General features: G+C 68.7%; 15 protein-coding genes. All 15 read right to left on the reverse strand.

Annotation, left to right across the window (positions count from 1 at the left end):
• Positions 1-40: 40 nt before the first annotated feature.
• The gene (gene rpsO, locus ABNQ40_RS30245) at positions 41-310 is read right to left on the reverse strand and encodes a 30S ribosomal protein S15 (protein WP_063635662.1); all 270 of its coding nucleotides are present in this window, start codon (positions 308-310) and stop codon (positions 41-43) included.
• 14 nt (positions 311-324) lie between these two features.
• Positions 325-1266 carry a tRNA pseudouridine(55) synthase TruB gene (gene truB, locus ABNQ40_RS30250; protein WP_391348302.1) on the reverse strand — a complete coding sequence of 314 codons (942 nt, stop codon included), beginning with the start codon at positions 1264-1266 and terminating at the stop codon, positions 325-327.
• On the reverse strand, positions 1256-1876 hold the full coding sequence (rbfA, locus tag ABNQ40_RS30255) for a 30S ribosome-binding factor RbfA (protein ID WP_109052227.1): 621 nt from the start codon (positions 1874-1876) through the stop codon (positions 1256-1258). The genes truB and rbfA overlap by 11 nt, the downstream gene beginning before the upstream one ends.
• A gap of 252 nt (positions 1877-2128) precedes the next feature.
• Positions 2129-5014 carry a translation initiation factor IF-2 gene (gene infB, locus ABNQ40_RS30260; RefSeq protein ID WP_391348305.1) on the reverse strand — a complete coding sequence of 962 codons (2886 nt, stop codon included), beginning with the start codon at positions 5012-5014 and terminating at the stop codon, positions 2129-2131.
• Positions 5015-5035: 21 nt separating this feature from the next.
• A complete protein-coding gene (locus ABNQ40_RS30265; RefSeq protein ID WP_109052225.1) occupies positions 5036-5836 on the reverse strand; it encodes an RNA-binding protein in 801 nt (266 codons plus the stop codon).
• Positions 5837-5910: 74 nt separating this feature from the next.
• Positions 5911-7494, reverse strand: coding sequence for a transcription termination factor NusA (nusA, locus tag ABNQ40_RS30270; protein WP_391348308.1), 1584 nt, complete (start codon positions 7492-7494; stop codon positions 5911-5913).
• Between the two features lie 126 nt (positions 7495-7620).
• Positions 7621-8121 (reverse strand): ribosome maturation factor RimP, encoded by a 501-nt coding sequence (gene rimP / locus ABNQ40_RS30275; protein WP_109052223.1) that lies wholly within the window; start codon positions 8119-8121, stop codon positions 7621-7623.
• Positions 8122-8385: 264 nt separating this feature from the next.
• Entirely contained in the window at positions 8386-9123 is a 738-nt protein-coding gene (locus tag ABNQ40_RS30280) for a tRNA (guanosine(46)-N(7))-methyltransferase TrmB (protein ID WP_109052222.1), read from the reverse strand.
• A 135-nt stretch (positions 9124-9258) separates the two neighbouring features.
• Positions 9259-10440 (reverse strand): methionine adenosyltransferase, encoded by a 1182-nt coding sequence (gene metK / locus ABNQ40_RS30285; protein ID WP_377808306.1) that lies wholly within the window; start codon positions 10438-10440, stop codon positions 9259-9261.
• 276 nt (positions 10441-10716) lie between these two features.
• On the reverse strand, positions 10717-11211 hold the full coding sequence (locus ABNQ40_RS30290) for a helix-turn-helix domain-containing protein (RefSeq protein WP_109052220.1): 495 nt from the start codon (positions 11209-11211) through the stop codon (positions 10717-10719).
• A gap of 130 nt (positions 11212-11341) precedes the next feature.
• The gene (gene lnt, locus ABNQ40_RS30295) at positions 11342-12955 is read right to left on the reverse strand and encodes an apolipoprotein N-acyltransferase (RefSeq protein ID WP_109052219.1); all 1614 of its coding nucleotides are present in this window, start codon (positions 12953-12955) and stop codon (positions 11342-11344) included.
• 137 nt (positions 12956-13092) lie between these two features.
• Entirely contained in the window at positions 13093-14049 is a 957-nt protein-coding gene (locus ABNQ40_RS30300; RefSeq protein WP_109052218.1) for a hemolysin family protein, read from the reverse strand.
• Positions 14046-14552 carry an rRNA maturation RNase YbeY gene (ybeY, locus tag ABNQ40_RS30305; protein WP_109052217.1) on the reverse strand — a complete coding sequence of 169 codons (507 nt, stop codon included), beginning with the start codon at positions 14550-14552 and terminating at the stop codon, positions 14046-14048. The genes ABNQ40_RS30300 and ybeY overlap by 4 nt, the downstream gene beginning before the upstream one ends.
• Positions 14549-15661: a PhoH family protein gene (locus ABNQ40_RS30310; RefSeq protein WP_391348312.1), complete on the reverse strand. Its 1113-nt coding sequence runs from the start codon at positions 15659-15661 to the stop codon at positions 14549-14551. Before ABNQ40_RS30310 ends, ybeY begins: the two co-directional genes overlap by 4 nt.
• Positions 15658-17052: a tRNA (N6-isopentenyl adenosine(37)-C2)-methylthiotransferase MiaB gene (miaB, locus tag ABNQ40_RS30315; RefSeq protein WP_391348316.1), complete on the reverse strand. Its 1395-nt coding sequence runs from the start codon at positions 17050-17052 to the stop codon at positions 15658-15660. Before miaB ends, ABNQ40_RS30310 begins: the two co-directional genes overlap by 4 nt.
• Positions 17053-17090: the final 38 nt, after the last annotated feature.

Below are 17090 nucleotides of genomic sequence, written 5' to 3' on the forward strand. Positions count from 1 at the left end.
CGGCCAGGGGAACCCGAACCCGTCAGCGGGACGGCGCAGCTTAGCGGCGCAGGCCCAGACGCTCGATCAGAGCGGCGTAGCGCGACTGATCCTTCTTCTTCAGGTAGTCGAGCAGACGGCGGCGCTGACCGACCATCACCAGCAGACCACGGCGGGAGTGGAAGTCCTTCTTGTGGCCCTTCAGGTGATCCGTCAGGTTGCTGATGCGCTCCGTCAGGATCGACACCTGGACCTCGGGCGAACCGGTGTCGTTGGTGCCGCGGGAAAATTCCTTGATCAGCTCTTGCTTGCGCTCGGGCGTAATCGACATCGGGGTCTCCTAAATCACGTGAGGTTGAGCACGCGCACCGGACGGACCTCCGCCCCCTCGACACGGGCCAACGCCACCGGCGTTCCGCCGAAAAGCGCAATGACGGTGCCATCCCCACCGTCAGCACCCTGAATCGCCATCAGGCGTTCACGATCCTGCCGGGTGAGGAGAGCGACCGTCTGGCCGTGCCTCAGTCGGTGCGCTTCCGCTTCCGTCAGGGCCAGCGCCGGGATGTCGTCCAGCGCGGTCTCGATCGGCAACAGAAGTCGTTCGACGGCCGCACCTTGCTCCATGGCGGCCAGTTCGTCCAGGGAAATCGCCCGGTCCAGCGTGAAGGAGCCGACGCGCAGGCGGCGCAGAAGCCCGACATGGCCGACCGTGCCGAGCGCCTCCGACAGGTCGCGCGCCAGCGAGCGGACATAGGTGCCCTTGCCGCAATCGACCTCGAACACCGCATGGTCGGCATCATGTTCCTCGACCAGCTCGAAGCGGTCGACGCGCACGGTGCGGGCGGCCAGATCGACCGCATCGCCTTCGCGCGCGATGTCGTAGGCGCGCTCGCCGTCGATCTTGATGGCGCAGAATTGCGGCGGGACCTGCTGGATCTCGCCCAGGAAGGCGGGCAGGGCGGCGCGGATTTCGTCGGTTGACGGACGGTGGTCCGAGCGGGCGATCACCTCGCCCTCGCGGTCGTCGGTGCTGGTACGCTCGCCCCAGCGGATGGAGAAGCGATAGGTCTTGGCACCGTCCATGGCATAGGACACGGTCTTGGTCGCCTCGCCCAGCGCGATCGGCAGGATGCCGGTCGCCAGCGGGTCCAGCGTGCCGCCATGCCCGGCCTTCTCGGCGTTCAGCAGGCGGCGCACCTTCGACAGCGCCTGGGTGGAGGTCATGCCTTCCGGCTTGTCCAGCACCACCCAGCCATGGATCGGCGTGCCCTTGCGCTTACGAGCCACGACGGCCGCCCTTTTCCCCGCTCTTGTCCTCGTCGTCGAGCATGGCGCGGTCGTCGCCCGAGTCATCGCTGTCGGGGTCGTCCCCGTCCAGTTCGTCGTCCGCCGCGTCGGGGTCCTCGTCCTCGCCGTCCTCATCCTCGTCCCAGGAATCGTCCTCGTCCTCATCCTCGTCATGGTCGTCGTCGCCATTGACGCGGCCGAGCGGATGGCCGCTCAGGTCGCGGGCGACCTCCGGGCTGTGCAGGATGCTGTCGATGCGGTGGGCGTAGTCGAATGAGGTGTCGCCCTCGAAGCTCAGCGTCGGGGCGTGGCGCAGGTTGACCATGCGGGCGACCTGCCCGCGCAGGAAGGCGGCGGCCCGTTTCAGGGCGACCTGGGCCTCCTCCATCCGCTCGCCGCCCAGCGTCGCATAGAAGACGGTGGCGTTGGACAGGTCGGGGCTGATCCGCACCTCGGTGACCGTGACGTTCAGCGAGGCCAGTTCCGGATCGTGGAAGTCCCCGCGGCGGAACAGGTCGGCAAGGGCGTGGCGCACCTCCTCGCCGACGCGCAGTTGCCGTTGGGACGGGGGCTTGCCGGCGATGAACGCGCCGCGCTTCTTGCTGGCCATGGTACGTGTCTTTCGTCGATGTCACTGGGCCGGGCTGCTTCAGCTCTCCGGCCGATCACACACAAAAAGGAGGCCGCCAAGGGAGTTGCTTGGTCTCCCACCCCGACCGCTGCCCGCCGGGCAGGGGAAGGGCGGTGGCGATCACCCCAATATAGGAACAGGGCGCAGGACAGATCCCGCGCCCTTCAAAGCGAAAAAGGCCACCCGATCCATCCCGGCAGGCGCCGGTAAGGATCGGGTGAACCGAAGAGGTCAAAGCTCGCGAGCGATTTCGTCGATCTCGAAGGCTTCGATCTGATCGCCGGCCTGGATGTTGTCGTAGTTCTCGAAGGCCATGCCGCACTCGTAACCCTCGCGCACTTCCTTGACTTCGTCCTTGAAGCGCTTGAGCGTCTTGAGCGTGCCTTCGTGAATGACGACGTTGTCGCGCAGCAGGCGGACGCCGGCGCCGCGCTTGACGGTGCCCTGCGTGACCATGCAACCGGCGACCTTGCCGACCTTCGTGATGTTGAACACCTCGCGGATGGTCGCGTAGCCGATGAAGCGTTCCCGCAGCGTCGGAGACAGGAGACCGGTCAGCGCCGCCTTCACGTCGTCGATCACGTTGTAGATGATCGAGTAGTAGCGGATTTCGACGCCGTCGCGCTTGGCGAGGTCGCGGGCCTGCGGGTTGGCACGGACGTTGAAGCCGATGATCATCGCGTTGGACGCATTGGCCAGCGTGATGTCGGACTCGTTGATCGCACCGACCGAGTTGTGCAGGACGCGGACCTTGACCTCGGTGTTCTCGGCCGTGAGCTTCTCCAGCGAGCTGGCGATGGCTTCGATCGAGCCCTGCACGTCGCCCTTGATGACGACCGGCAGTTCCTTGGCCTCGCCGGCCTGGATGCGGCTGAACATGTCCTGCAGCGAACCGCGGGCCGAGGCCGCCACCGCCGCTTCGCGCTTCTTGCGCTGGCGGAACTCGGCGATCTCGCGGGCACGGGCCTCGGACTCGACGACGGAGAAGTCGTCGCCGGCCATCGGCGTGCCGTTCAGGCCCAGAACCTCGACCGGGACGGCCGGGGCCGCCTCGTTGACGTTCTGGCCACGGTCGTTGATCAGGGCGCGGACGCGGCCCCACTCGGCACCGGTGACGAACACGTCGCCGACCTTCAGCGTGCCGCGCTGGACCAGCACGGTGGCGACCGAACCGCGGCCACGCTCCAGCTTCGCCTCGATGACGACGCCTTCGGCGGCGCGCTCGGGGTTGGCCCGCAGCTCCAGGATTTCGGCCTGGAGGAGGATGGCCTCCTCGAGCTTGCTCAGGTTGCGCTTGGCCTTGGCCGACACTTCGACGTCGAGCACGTCGCCGCCCATCTCCTCGACCACCAGCTCGTGCTGGAGCAGTTCCTGGCGGACGCGCTCCGGCTTGGCATCGGGCAGGTCGCACTTGTTGATGGCGACGATGATCGGAACCTTGGCCGCCTTGGCGTGGCGGATGGCCTCGATCGTCTGCGGCATGACGCCGTCGTTGGCGGCGACCACCAGCACGACCACGTCGGTGACGTTGGCGCCGCGGGCACGCATCTCGGTGAAGGCGGCGTGACCCGGCGTGTCGATGAAGGTGATCTTCGCACCCGACTCCAGCTGCACCTGATAGGCGCCGATGTGCTGGGTGATGCCGCCGGCCTCGCCCGACACCACGTCGGTCTGGCGCAGCGCGTCGAGCAGCGAGGTCTTGCCGTGGTCGACGTGGCCCATGATGGTGACGACCGGCGGACGCGGCACCAGGACGGCGCCCTCTTCCTCGGTGGCACGCAGGCCGATCTCGACGTCGGACTCCGACACGCGGCGGACGCGGTGGCCGAACTCGGTGATCAGCAGCTCGGCGGTGTCGGCGTCGATGGTCTGGTTGATGGTCGCCATCACGCCCATGCGCATCAGCGCCTTGATGACGTCGGCGCCACGCTCGGCCATGCGGTTGGCCAGCTCCTGGACGGTGATGACCTCCGGCAGGACGACGTCGCGGGTGACCTTGGCGGTCTCCTGACGGCTCATCTGGCGCAGGCGTTCACGTTCGCGGGCACGGCGCACCGCGGCCAGCGACCGGGTGCGGTCGCTGCCGTCGTCGCTGAGCGCCTGCGAGACGGTCAGCTTGGTGCCCTTGCGGCGGTCGGCGCCGGCGGGAGCCTTGGCGGCCGGACGGGCCGGCGCGGCTTTGGCCGGGGCGCCGCCACGACCACCCTTGCGGCGGTTGTCGTCCTCTTCCTCGGCGCGGGCCGGCGGGGCGCCGACGCCCGGCGGGGTGCGGCCGGGAGCGGCGTCGGCGGCGGGACGGGCGGTCGCGCCGCCGGGGCGCTGGTCGCCGGCCGGCCGGGCACCGGCCGGACGCGCGCCGTCACGGCCCGCACCGTCGCGGGCGCCATCGCGGGCGCCGTCGCGGCGCGGAGCCGGCTCGGCGTCGCGACGCTTGGCGTCCTCGGCTTCCTTGCGCTTGGCCTCTTCCTCCTTGCGGCGGCGTTCGGCCTCGGCGGCGATCTTCCGATCCTCCTCCTGGATGGCGCGCATCTCGTCCAGCTCGCGCTGGCGCAAGGTCTCGGCATCCAGGATGATCGGCGGCATTTCCGGCGCGGCCGGCGCCGAAGCGTCGGACGGGGCGGCGGCGGCGGCCGGAGCAGCGGCTTCGGAGGGGGCGGCCGGAGCGGCGGCCTCATCCTCGGCGGCCTGGGCGGCGCGGGCTTCGGCCTCGGCGGCGCGGGCTTCGGCCCGGGCCACTTCCTCTTCGGCGTCGATCCGGCGCTGCTCTTCGAACGCGGCGGCGCCACGAAGCGCACGCAGGCGGGATTCCAGCTCCTCGCGGGTCAGCTGGCGCCCGGCAGGGGCACCGCCGCCACGGGGGCGCTGGCCCTGTGCGCCGCGCATGGGCAGGCCCTGGGCAGCTTGACGCGCAGCGGCGCCGCCGTCGGCAACGCCGGGCACGGCGCCCTTTTCAACATGACGCTTGCGCTTGACCTCTACGGTCACCGCTTTTGACCGGCCATGGGAGAAGCTCTGCCGGACCTGGGTCTCGACCGGCTTCTTCGACTCCAGCTTTCCTTTGCTGGCGCCGGTTAGGTGCAAGACTTTTTTCTGGTCCTGGTCGTTGCTGTCGGTCATCGGTTCCCGAATGGTCAGACGTTACATCGCAGGCCGGCCGGCCGTATCGCCGACTCCCAAGCCCTTATCAGATTCCCGGTGCGCGTCCCGGTCCCCTTCGGGACCTGTCGAGCCCAGCTGCCCCTGGGGACCTTTCAGCCCCCTCAGGCGTGCCGCATCGCGGGCCAGCCCTGCGGCCAGCCTGCCCCGCGCCACCACGGCGTGCACCGCGTGATCGCGTCCCAGCGCCGCGGCCAAGGCCGGGGACTGGAAGAGGTCGATCACCGGCAGCGACGGCGCGAGCGCCGTCACCTTGCCGCGCTGGTCCAGCGAGCCGTCCGCGGCTTCGACCAGCAGGGCCGGCGGGGGACCCGCACGGCCGACCTGGTTGGCCCTCAACGCCTCGCGCACCTTCTCGTATCCCGCCAGAACGTGGCCGGCACGGCGGGCAAGGCCCAACGCGTGCAGACAGCGCCGCTCCAGCAGCCGTTCCAGCCTCTCGGCCAGATCGGGCGGTACTTTCACCGCCCGGCGGGCCGCTTTGGCGAAAACGGATTTACCCATGGCTTTCGCCAGGGCATCCCGGTCGGCCGTGACCCAAAGGCCGCGGCCGGGCAGACGTTCCTCCAGGTCCGGAACCACCTCGCCGTCGGGGCCGATCACGAAGCGGATCATGCTCTCCTTCGGCCCCACCGTGCCCGACGCGATGCAGCGGCGCAGAGGCCCCTTCTCGTCGTCGGCCGGCAGGCGGTCCGTACCGGCACCGTCGTCCTGTGCCAAATCCTGGTCCGGCACCGCATCCGCGGTGGCGGTCGGTGTCCGTTCGTCGTTCCGTTCGGTCATCCGATCGTCATCCGCTCGCGCGGTCCCGAATAATCGTTCCTCTCGGGCGCAGTTCCAACCGGCATTGCTGCCGGTCAGGCCTGCGCGCCCTGGCCATCGGCCGAACCAGCGGCCGAACCCCCGGCAGCGCCGTCGGCGGCGGGAGCCACGGCGGCGCCGTCCTCGCCCTCACCCTCGAACCAGTGGGCGCGCGCGGCCATGATGATCGCGTTCGCCTCCTCTTCCGAAGGGGCGTCCTTGGCGCCGTCCTTGCCCAGGATCTCGACCAGCTCGTCACCGGCCAGATCGGCCAGGTCGTCCAGCGTCTTGACGCCGTTCTCGCCCAACTTCACCAGCTGCGTGGCGCTGAAGCCGGTCAGCTCGGCGATGATGTCCTCGACGCCCAGCTCCAGCCGGCGCTCGTTGGCCTGCTCGTCCCGGACTTCCAGGAAAGCCAGCGCGCGCTGCTTCAGCTCGTCGGCGACCGACTCGTCGAACCCTTCGATCTCGGCCAGCTCCTCGGTCTCGACATAGGCGATTTCCTCGACCGAGGTGAAGCCTTCGGCGACCAGCAGGTGGGCGATCACGTCGTCGACGTCCAGCGCCTGCATGAACAGGGCGGAGCGGTTGTGGATTTCCTCCGACCGGCGCTCCGACTCTTCCTGTTCGGTCAGGATGTCGATGTCCCAGCCGGTCAGCATCGAGGCGAGGCGCACGTTCTGGCCGCGGCGGCCGATCGCCAGCGACAGCTGGTCGTCGGGCACCACCACCTCGATGCGGTGGTTGTCGTCGTCGAGCACGACCTTGGCGACCTCGGCCGGGGCGAGCGCGTTGACAACGAAGGTCGGCGCCTCGCCGTTCCACGGGATGATGTCGATCTTCTCGCCCTGCAGCTCGCCGACGACCGCCTGGACGCGGCTGCCGCGCATGCCGACGCAGGCGCCGACCGGGTCGATGGAGCTGTCGTGGCTCAGCACCGCGATCTTGGCGCGCGAACCCGGGTCACGGGCGACCGCCTTGATCTCGATGATGCCGTCGTAGATTTCCGGCACTTCCTGGGCGAACAGCTTCGCCATGAACATCGGGTGCGTGCGCGACAGGAAGATCTGCGGTCCGCGCGGTTCCTCGCGGACGTCGAAGATGTAGGCGCGCACGCGGTCGCCGTTCTTGAAATGCTCGCGCGGCAGCAGCTCGTCGCGGCGCAGGATCGCTTCGGCGCGGCCCAGGTCGACGGTGACGTTGCCGTATTCGACGCGCTTGACCAGACCGTTGACGATCTCGCCGTTGCGGTCCTTGTACTCGTTGAACTGGCGCTTGCGCTCGGCGTCGCGCACCTTCTGCACGATCACCTGCTTGGCGGTCTGGGCGGCGATGCGGCCGAAATCGATCGGCGGCAGCGGGTCGACCAGGAAATCGCCGAGCTTGGCGCCGGCCTTGCGCTTCTGGGCGTAGGGCAGGGTGACCTGCGTCGCCTCGTTCTCCACCGTCTCGACCACTTCGAGGTGGCGGGTCAGATGGATGTCGCCGGTCTTGCGGTCGATGCGGGCGCGGATGTCGTGCTCATGGCCGTACTTGGAGCGGCCGGCCTTCTGAATCGCCTGCTCCATCGCCTCCAGGACTTCGTCCCGGTCGATGTTCTTTTCGCGGGCGACCGCGTCAGCGACTTGCAGCAGTTCCATCCGTTACACTTCCTGAATCGGTCTTGTGTGGTGCCGGTCTTGCGTGATGTCCGGTCGGGTCGGCGGGGCGGGGGACACAACCTGGGGCGGGGGTCCTGGCGGCTATCGTCCTGGCGGACCGGGCCGTCAGTGCTCCAGGCCCTCCTGCTGTTCCTGGCTGGCGCGGATCAGCTCGTCCGTCAGCACCAGCTTGGCGCGCAGGATGTTGTCGAACTCCAGCCGGGCGGGTCCCTGTTCGGTGTCGACGCACACGAGGCCGTCCTCGACGCCCTTCAGCATGCCCTTGAAACGCTTGCGGCCATCGATGGCCATGCGGCTTTCCAGCCGGGCTTCGAAGCCGGCGAAGCGCTCGAAATCCTTGAGCCGGGTCAGCGGCCGGTCGATGCCGGGCGAGCTGACTTCCAGCGTGTAGGCCTCGCGGATCGGGTCTTCCACGTCCAGCAGGGCCGAAACGGAGCGGCTGATGTCGGCGCAGTCCTCGACAGTCATGGGCGCGCCGTCGGCGCGCTCCGCCATGATCTGGAGAATTGCCCGCTGGCCGCCGGAGATCTGAACGCGCACGACCTCATAGCCCATGGCTTCGACCGACGGCGTGATGATCTGTTCGATGCGACCTGTAGCGTCCATTCCACCTGACCCAAAGCCTGCGGCCGGGATCGAACCGGACGAGGTTTCCACAACAGAAGGTTCAACAAGCGCGTGTTTCCACACGCTCATAAAAAAATAAGTGGGCAAAAGCCCACCCGCAAAGCGTCTCGCCGGCCCGGTTGCCCGGGCCGCCGATCCGTATGGGTTCTCAGAGGCTGAATATAGTCATTCCGACCGATGCCGCAAGCCTTTTCGGGACCGATCGTCGTGGCGGCCCGGATTCTCAAGCGGAACGGGTATGCGTCACCCCCGCGGGCGGCGGACGAAGCGCATGAAGACCGGCTTGCGCCCGGCAGCGATCGCCTTCTCCTCATAGCGCGTCGCCGGCCAGTCGTCGGGGCGGATGCGCCAGTCGGACGGGCGGCGTGCCGTCCATTCGAAATCGGGATGCTTGACCGTATGTTCAAGCATCCAGCGCACCAGGCCCATGTCGTCGCTGGCCAGACGCAGCTCGGCGCCGTCCTTCAGCACGCGGGCCAGCCGCGGCAGGTTCTCCGGCCCGATGAAGCGGCGGTCGGCATGGCGCTTCTTCGGCCAGGGGTCGGCGAACAGCACGAAGGCGCGGCCGACCGAGGCGTCGGGCAGGGCGTCCAGCAGCGGCCGGGCATCGTCGGGATGGATGCGCACGTTGCTGAGATCGTCGTCGTCGATCATCCCCAAGAGGCCGGCGATGCCGTTGAGGAAGGGCTCGGCGCCGACGATGCCGACATCCGGGTTGTGCCTGGCCTGCCAGGCGAGGTGATGGCCCATGCCGAAGCCGACCTCCAGCCAGACCTCGCGTTTCGGCGTGTCGAACAGGCTGGCAGGGTCCAGGCTGTCGCCGGATTTCGGCGTCGGGATCTGGAGCCGCGGCAGCAGATCCTCGATCAGGCTTGTCCGGCGCTTGCGCAGGGGACGGCCCTTGCGCCGGCCGAACAGCCGGTTTCCGGTTTCGGTCTGCGGAGCATCTTCGGTCGGTCGGTCGGTTTTGCTGTCGGTCATGGGCTGTCGGTCATGGCGGCCGATGCGGTTCGAAGAGCGGCATCGGCAGGAAAAGGGCTTACAAAAAAGGGCGGCGGAGGCCGTTTCCAGCCCCCGCCGCCTTTTTCAGATCTGGTGATCCGCCGGTCGGGGCGGTCAGAAGGCGCCGCGCAGGGCCTCGACCAGATCGGTCTTCTCCCACGAGAAGCCGCCGTCCACCTCGGGCTCGCGGCCGAAATGGCCGTAGGCGGCGGTGCGGGCGTATATCGGCTTGTTCAGGCCCAGATGCGTGCGGATGCCGCGCGGGGACAGGTCGACCAGCTGCTGGAGGATGTCGGACAGACGGTCCTCGTCGACGTTGCCGGTGCCGTGGGTGTCGACATAGACCGACAGCGGCTTCGACACGCCGATGGCGTAGGAGACCTGGATCGTGCACTTGTCCGCCAGTTCCGCCGCGACGACGTTCTTGGCGAGGTAGCGGGCGGCGTAGGCGGCCGAGCGGTCGACCTTGGTCGGGTCCTTGCCGGAGAAGGCGCCGCCGCCGTGCGGGGCCGCACCGCCGTAGGTGTCGACGATGATCTTGCGGCCGGTCAGGCCGGCGTCACCGTCCGGACCGCCGATGACGAAGCGGCCGGTCGGGTTGACGTACAGGTTCTTCGCCTCGCACATCCAGCCTTCCGGCAGGCAGTTGACGATGTGCGGCAGGACGATCTCGCGCACCGCGTCCTGGTCCAGCCCCTCGGCATGCTGGGTCGACAGCACGATGGCGGTGGCGCGGGTCGGGCGGCCGTCGATGTACTGCAGGGTGACCTGGCTCTTGGCGTCCGGGCCCAGCTGCGGGGCGGCGCCGGAATGGCGCGCCTCGGCCAGCGACTTCAGGATGGCGTGGCTGTAGTAGATCGGCGCCGGCATCAGGGCCGGGGTCTCGCGGCAGGCATAGCCGAACATGATGCCCTGGTCGCCGGCACCCTCGTCCTTGTTGCCCGCGGCGTCGACGCCGACCGCGATGTCGGCGGACTGGGAATGGACGAAGCACTTGACGTCCATCTTCTCCCAGTGGAAGCCGTCCTGCTCGTAGCCGATGTCCTTCACCGCGGCACGGGCGGCTGCGACCAGCTGGTCGGCCTCGATGCTGGCGGGGCCGCGAACCTCGCCGGCCAGCACCACCTGGTTGGTGGTCGCCAGCGTCTCCACGGCCACGCGGGCCTGCGGGTCGTGCGAGAGGTAGAGATCGACGATGGCGTCGGAAATGCGGTCGCAGACCTTGTCGGGATGACCCTCCGACACGGACTCGCTGGTGAAGACGTAGTTCAACTTTGCCACGGGAAACCTCGGCATTCGGCGGCACGCTATTTCATGAGCCGAAACGGCAGACCGGTACAGCGGCCGCAGACACCGATCCAAATCCGGTTTTGACAAGGTTTCAGGCCGGGGTCAAGAAGCCTACCAGCGGTAAGGCCTTGGTCCTATCATCGCAGGCACCACACGAAGGGGGTGGATACGGTCGCGCCGCATCTTCCCCGTTCGGTGGGTATCTCAGGCCGCAGACAACCGGCAGGAGTTGCTGCCGGGAGCTCAACGCCCCCGATTGCCGCCGCAAATCACCGCCGCAAGTTATTCCGCGGCTTCGGCCACGGCGGCGCTGGCAACTGCCTTGGTCAGCTCGAACAGGCGCTTGCGCACCGACGGATCGCTGATCTTGTAATAGGCGCGGACCAGTTCCAGCGTCTCGCGCTTGGCCATCGGATCGGGCTCGTAGGTGCTGGCCGACCGCTCTTCCGAGCCACCCGCCTCGTCGTCGTCATCGACGCGGGCCGAGGCCGCGTCGGCCGGCATGTCGTCGAAGAAGAAGGAAACCGGCACGTCCAGCACGCGGCTGAGATCGAACAGACGCGATGCGCCGATGCGGTTGGCGCCGCGCTCGTACTTCTGCACCTGCTGGAAGGTCAGACCGATGGCCTCGCCCAACTTTTCCTGGCTCATGCCGAGAAGGGTGCGGCGGAGACGGACGCGGGATCCGACATGGACATCGATGGGATTCGGCTTTCCGGTCTTCGGACGGCCCGCACCCGCACGGCGCCCGCGCGGCGCTCCAGTTTCAGTCTGCATCTCGTTTATCCCTGTAACGGTTGTGCAACCTAGTTACGACATATCCACGTATGCAGTCAAGCCCGCTCCGGTCATGCCGGTTACACGAATTTGTTCTGCCTGTGGTGGGCAGAATGCCCGTATTGCAGCGTCACCGGTGATATCGCGAGGCCAAGGCCGCCATGAAACAGCCTAGAAGCACTATGCCGAAAATCCAGTCGCCCATGCGGGCATAGGCTGTGACGCCAACCGGCGCTTTCGGTAACGTGGTATCGATGAAGCCACGCTCACCCAGACCGAGCAATTGTCGCACACGACCGTAGGAATCCACCACCCCGGATATACCCGTATTCGCCACCCGTACGAGCGGCAGTCCTTCCTCGACGGCACGCACCTGATTGATGGCGAAATGCTGGTGCGGACCGGCGGTGCGGCCGTACCAGGCGTCGTTGGTCAGGTTCAGCAGCCATTGCGGCCGGTCGGCGGTATCAACCACCGCGCCGGGGAAGATGCTCTCGTAGCAGATCAGCGGGCTGAAAGGCGGCAGGCCCGCCACGCGGTCGCCCAGATGCAGGGTGCGCGGGCCGGGACCGGCGGAGAACTCCGCCCCGTTGCCGGCGATGGCGCCGACCGGCAGCCATTGCCGCAGCGGCATATATTCGCCGAAGGGGACGAGATGGAACTTGTCGTAGTCGGCGACCGCGGCACCGCTGCCGTCCACCGCCACCATGCCGTTGAAATAGCGGCGCTCGCCGTCGGCATCCACCGTCGTGCGCGGGGCTCCGGTGATCAGCAGCCCGCCGGACGGCGTGACCGAGGCCAGGGCCTGCCGCACCCGCGCATCATCCTCGATGAAGAACGGCACGGCGGTTTCCGGCCAGATGATGACGTTGGGCGGCGGGGTGGAGGGATCGGCCGGGGCGGCGGCGGACAAAGCGAGATGGCTCTGGAAATTCTGCACCCGTTCGCCGGGCGCCCATTTCAGCCGCTGGTCGATCGCCGCCTGGACCAGCCGCAGCCGGATACCCGGCACCGGCTCGTCGGCCGCACCGGCGAGCCGCCATGCCCCCCAGCCGCCGAGGACCGCCAGCAGCGCCAGACCGGCGGCGACGGCGGCGCGGGCCCGGCCGGGCGTGGTGTCGCGGTCGGGCAGGGCGGCCGGCAGCGACGCCACCAGCACCGTCACCAGCGTCAGGCCATAGATGCCGATCAGCGAGGCGGTCTGCAGAACCGGCAGCACCCCGACCCAGCCATAGCCGATCAGGTTCCAGGGAAAGCCGGTGAAGACGTGGCCGCGCAGCCATTCCCACAGGCACCAGCAGGCGGCGAACAGCAGCGGGCGCCCGAGCCCGGCGCCGAAGCCGCGCCGGCGCAGCAGCTGGAAGGTCAGGGTGGCGCCGCCGCTGAACATCGCCAGCACGACCGGCAGGCCGACCGCCGACAGCGGCAGCGCCCACCAGAAGCGTTCGATGTCGGTGAACAACGCGGCGCTGATCCAGTAGAGCCCAAGCAGGTGGTGGCCGAAGCCGAAGAACCAGCCGACGGCGAAGGCGGCCTTTTTGGTCTCCGCCCCGTCCAGCAGCCAGATCAGGCCGGGAAAGGCCACCAGCACGACCGGCATCAGGTTGGCCGGCGGCAGCGCCAGCGTCGCCAGTCCACCCAGCAGCATCGCGGCGGCCAGCCGGCGCCAGCCGGTCAGGGCGGCCAGCCGCGTGGAAACGCGGCCCAGCTTGGCCGGGACGGGCAGGGTGTCGGTGGCGGTCAAGGCAAAACTCCGGCAGCGACAGAGGGCGGCGCCATAGGTGCGGGCGGCGCCATAGGTAATGCCGCCGTGCAGGGGTGCCAAGGTTCTTGTGGGCGGGGCTGTGTTGTGGGGGTGGGGAGGCCGGCCCCACCCAGTCGTCAGGCCGTCTCCGCCAGCTCCACGCTGTTCGCCGGGACATTGTGGACGCGCAGGCGCTTCAGGCGGCGGGAATCGGCGTCGACGATCTCGAACTCCAGGCCCGACGGGTGGACCAGCCGTTCGCCCAGCCCCGGCACGCGGCCGGCGATGGAGACGACCAGACCGCCGAGCGTGTCGATGTCCTCGCGCTCCTCCTCGGTCAGCACCGGGCCGACCCGGACCTCGAAATCCTCGATGGGCAGGCGGGCGTCGGCGATCAGGCTGCCGTCGGGACGTTCTACCAGCCGCGGGGCCGCGGCCTCGTCATGCTCGTCCTCGATCTCGCCGACGATCTCCTCGACCAGATCCTCGATGGTGACGAGGCCGTCGATGCCGCCGAACTCGTCCACCACCAGGGCCATGTGCTGGCGGGTCTGGCGCATCTGCACCAGCAGGTCGAGCACATGCATGGAGGGGGCGACGATCTTCGCCTCGCGGATGATGCCGCTCAGGTCGGGTTTCTGGCGCAGGCCCTCGGCGGAGACGGCCTGTCTGGCCATCAGGGTCATCACATCCTTGATGTGGATGATGCCGACCACGTCGTCGAGCGTCTCGCGGAACACCGGCAGGCGGGAATGGCCTTCCTCGGCGACGCGCTGGACCAATGCTGGGAAGGGGGTGTCGATGTCGACGGCGATGATGTCGGCGCGCGGCACCATGACGTCGGCGACGGTGCGGTCGCGCAGCTTCAGGATGTTGGTCAGCAGCGCCCGCTCGCCGGTGCCCAGCGAATCCTCGCCGTCCTCGCTGGCCGCATCGTCCAGGCCGGAGATCAGCTCTTCGATGGTGCCGCGCAGGGATGTGTCCTCGCGGCCGCCCCAGACGGTGCGGAGCCACCCCTTGAACAGGTGGCCCAGGGAATGGTCTTCGGCCCCGTTGTCATCACGGGGCGTGCGACTGTCGGATATATCGCTCATCGGTCCGGCGGTTGGTGGTTGGCGGCGTAAGGATCGGCGATTCCGAGCGTGGCGAGCAACCGGGTTTCCAGCGCCTCCATCTCCTCGGCCTCGTCGTCCGTCTCGTGATCATACCCCAGCAGATGCAGAACACCATGCATCACAAGGTGAGTCATGTGGTCCTGCAAGCTTTTCCGCTGTTCGGCGGCTTCGCGTGCAACCGTTTCATAGGCGAGGATGACGTCGCCCAGCATCACCGGCACGCCCTCCTGCGCCTCCGGTTCCTCCGCCTCGGTCAGGGCGAAGGACAGGACGTTGGTCGGCTTGTCCTTGCCGCGATACTCGCGGTTCAGCCGGTGGACCAGTTTGTCGTCGGCCAGCACGACCGACAGCTCGGCCGGGCCTTCCTCGTCGTCATAGGCGGCGCCCAGGGCGGCGAGCGCGGCGCGCTCGGCCAGCCACTCGGCATCCTCGGCCCAGTCGCCGGCTTCACGTGAAACAGCGATATCGACCGCGGTGGTCATTGCGGTTCTCCAACGATCCCTGCATCTCTGCCGGTCGTTTCGGCTGCGGAACCGGCCGGCGCGGCGTTGGCGCGGCGGGCCTGCCTGCGCTCCGCCTCGCGGGCATCGGCCTGATCGTAGGCGCGGATGATGCGGGCCACCATCGGGTGGCGGACCACGTCGGCGTCGGTGAAGCGGACGAAGCGCACGCCCTCCACCCCGCCCAGGATGTCCAGCGCGTCGCGCAGGCCCGACCGGGTGCCGGTCGGCAAATCGATCTGCGAGATGTCGCCGGTCACCACCATCCGCCCGCCCTCGCCCAGCCGGGTGAGGAACATCTTCATCTGCATCGGCGTGGTGTTCTGCGCCTCGTCCAGGATGACGAAGGCGTTGCCCAGCGTCCGGCCGCGCATGAAGGCCAGCGGCGCGATCTCGATCTCGCCGGACTCCAGCCGCTTCTTGACCTGCTCGGCCGGCAGCATGTCGTGCAGCGCGTCGTAGAGCGGGCGCAGGTAAGGATCGACCTTTTCCTTCAGGTCGCCGGGCAGGAAGCCCAGCCGCTCGCCGGCCTCGACCGCCGGGCGCGACAACACGATGCGGTCGACCTGACCGGTGGTCAGCAGCGCTACCGCCTGCGCCACCGCCAGATAGGTCTTGCCGGTGCCGGCCGGGCCGAGGCCGAAGACCAGCTCGCTCTCCGCCAGGGCCTGGAGATAGGCGGCCTGGGTCGGGGTGCGGGGCGTGATCGGACCACGGCGGCGGGTGCGCAGCGCGATCTCGGCGCGGGTGATGGTGGCCTGCGGGCCGGGCGCGCGCGGCTCCTCGCTGGCGGCAGCGACTCCGGCGAAGCCGGCCTCGGCGGTCGCCATGCGGACGGCGCCGTCGACCTCGCCGCCGTCGATGGTCTGGCCGCGGGTCAGCCGGCCATACAGGCCGTTCAGCGCCGTCCGCGCCGTTTCGGCGGCTTCGGACGGGCCGGAGATGGTCAGGGTGTTGCCGCGGGAGATCAGCGACACGCCGAGAAGCGATTCGATGCGGGCGAGGTGGCGGTCATGCTCCCCGTACAGCATCGGCAGAAGACGGTTGTCATCGAATTGAACGTCGATGCGCCGTTCGGGCAGACCGTTCAAGCGCTGGCCTCCAAGGTTACGGCAGGCTGGAAGGGAGAGGCGGTGACATATTCGCCGGTCACCACGGTGCCGGCGAGGCTGTTGGCCCGCGCGGCGTCGACCCGCACCTCGACGATGCGGCCGAGCAGCCGTTCGTCCGCCTCGGCATGGACCGACTGCATCCACGGGCTGCGGCCCAGCAGCTGGCCGTCGCGGCGGCCGACGCGGTCGAACAGGACGGGCACGCTGCGGCCGACGAAGCCATGGTTGAAGGCGATCTGCTGGGCGTCCAGCAGCTGGCGCAGCGCCTCCAGCCGCGCCTCCTTCACCTCTTCCGGCAGCTGGGCGCCCTCGACCGCGGCCGGGGTGCCGGGGCGCGAGCTGTATTTGAAGGAATAGGCCTGGGCATAGCCGATCTCGGTGACCAGCTTCAGCGTCTGGGCGAAATCGGCGTCCGTCTCGCCGGGGAAGCCGACGATGAAGTCGCCGGACATCGCCAGATCGGGCTTGGCGTCGCGCAGCCGGTCGACCAGACGGCGGTAGTCGTCGGCGCTGTGCTTGCGGTTCATCGCCGCCAGGACGCGGTCCGACCCGGCCTGCACCGGCAGATGCAGGTAGGGCATCAGCTGCGGCACCTCGGCATGGGCGCGGATCAGGTCGTCGGCCATGTCGCGCGGGTGCGAGGTGGTGTAGCGGATGCGCGCCAGCCCGTCGATCTCCGCCAGCTCGCGGATCAGCCGGCCGAGGCCCCAGGTCGCGCCGTCCGGCCCGTCGCCGTGCCAGGCGTTGACGTTCTGGCCCAGCAGGGTGATCTCGCGCGTGCCGCCGGCGACCAGCCGCTTCGCCTCGGCCAGGATCTGGCCGGCGGGGCGGGAGAACTCCGCACCGCGGGTGTAGGGCACGACGCAGAAGGTGCAGAACTTGTCGCAGCCCTCCTGCACCGCCAGGAAGGCGGCGACGCCCTGGGATCCGGATTCCTCCGGCAGCAGGTCGAACTTGGATTCGGCCGGGAAATCGGTGTTCAGCACGCTGCCAACGGCACGGCTGGCCTTCGCCACCATCTCCGGCAGGGTGTGGTAGGTCTGCGGGCCGAAGACCATGTCGACGAAGGGGGCGCGGGCGACGATCTCCTCGCCCTCGGCCTGGGCGACGCAGCCGGCGACCGCCAGGATCATCCGGCCGTCCTCGGCCTCCGCCTTGCGGTCCTTCATCTGTCGCAGCCGGCCCAGCTCGGAGAAGACCTTCTCGGCGGCCTTCTCGCGGATGTGGCAGGTGTTCAGGATCACCATGTCGGCGCCGTCCGGCTCATCGACCGGCCGGTAGCCCAGCGGTGCCAGGACATCCGCCATCCGGGCGGAGTCGTACACGTTCATCTGGCAGCCCCAGGTCTTGATGAACAGCTTCTTGGTCAACCCGCACCCTTCCGCTTGGAACAAAAACGAATAGCGCG

It is taken from the genome of Azospirillum sp. A23 (assembly GCF_042938965.1).
GTDB lineage: Bacteria > Pseudomonadota > Alphaproteobacteria > Azospirillales > Azospirillaceae > Azospirillum > Azospirillum melinis.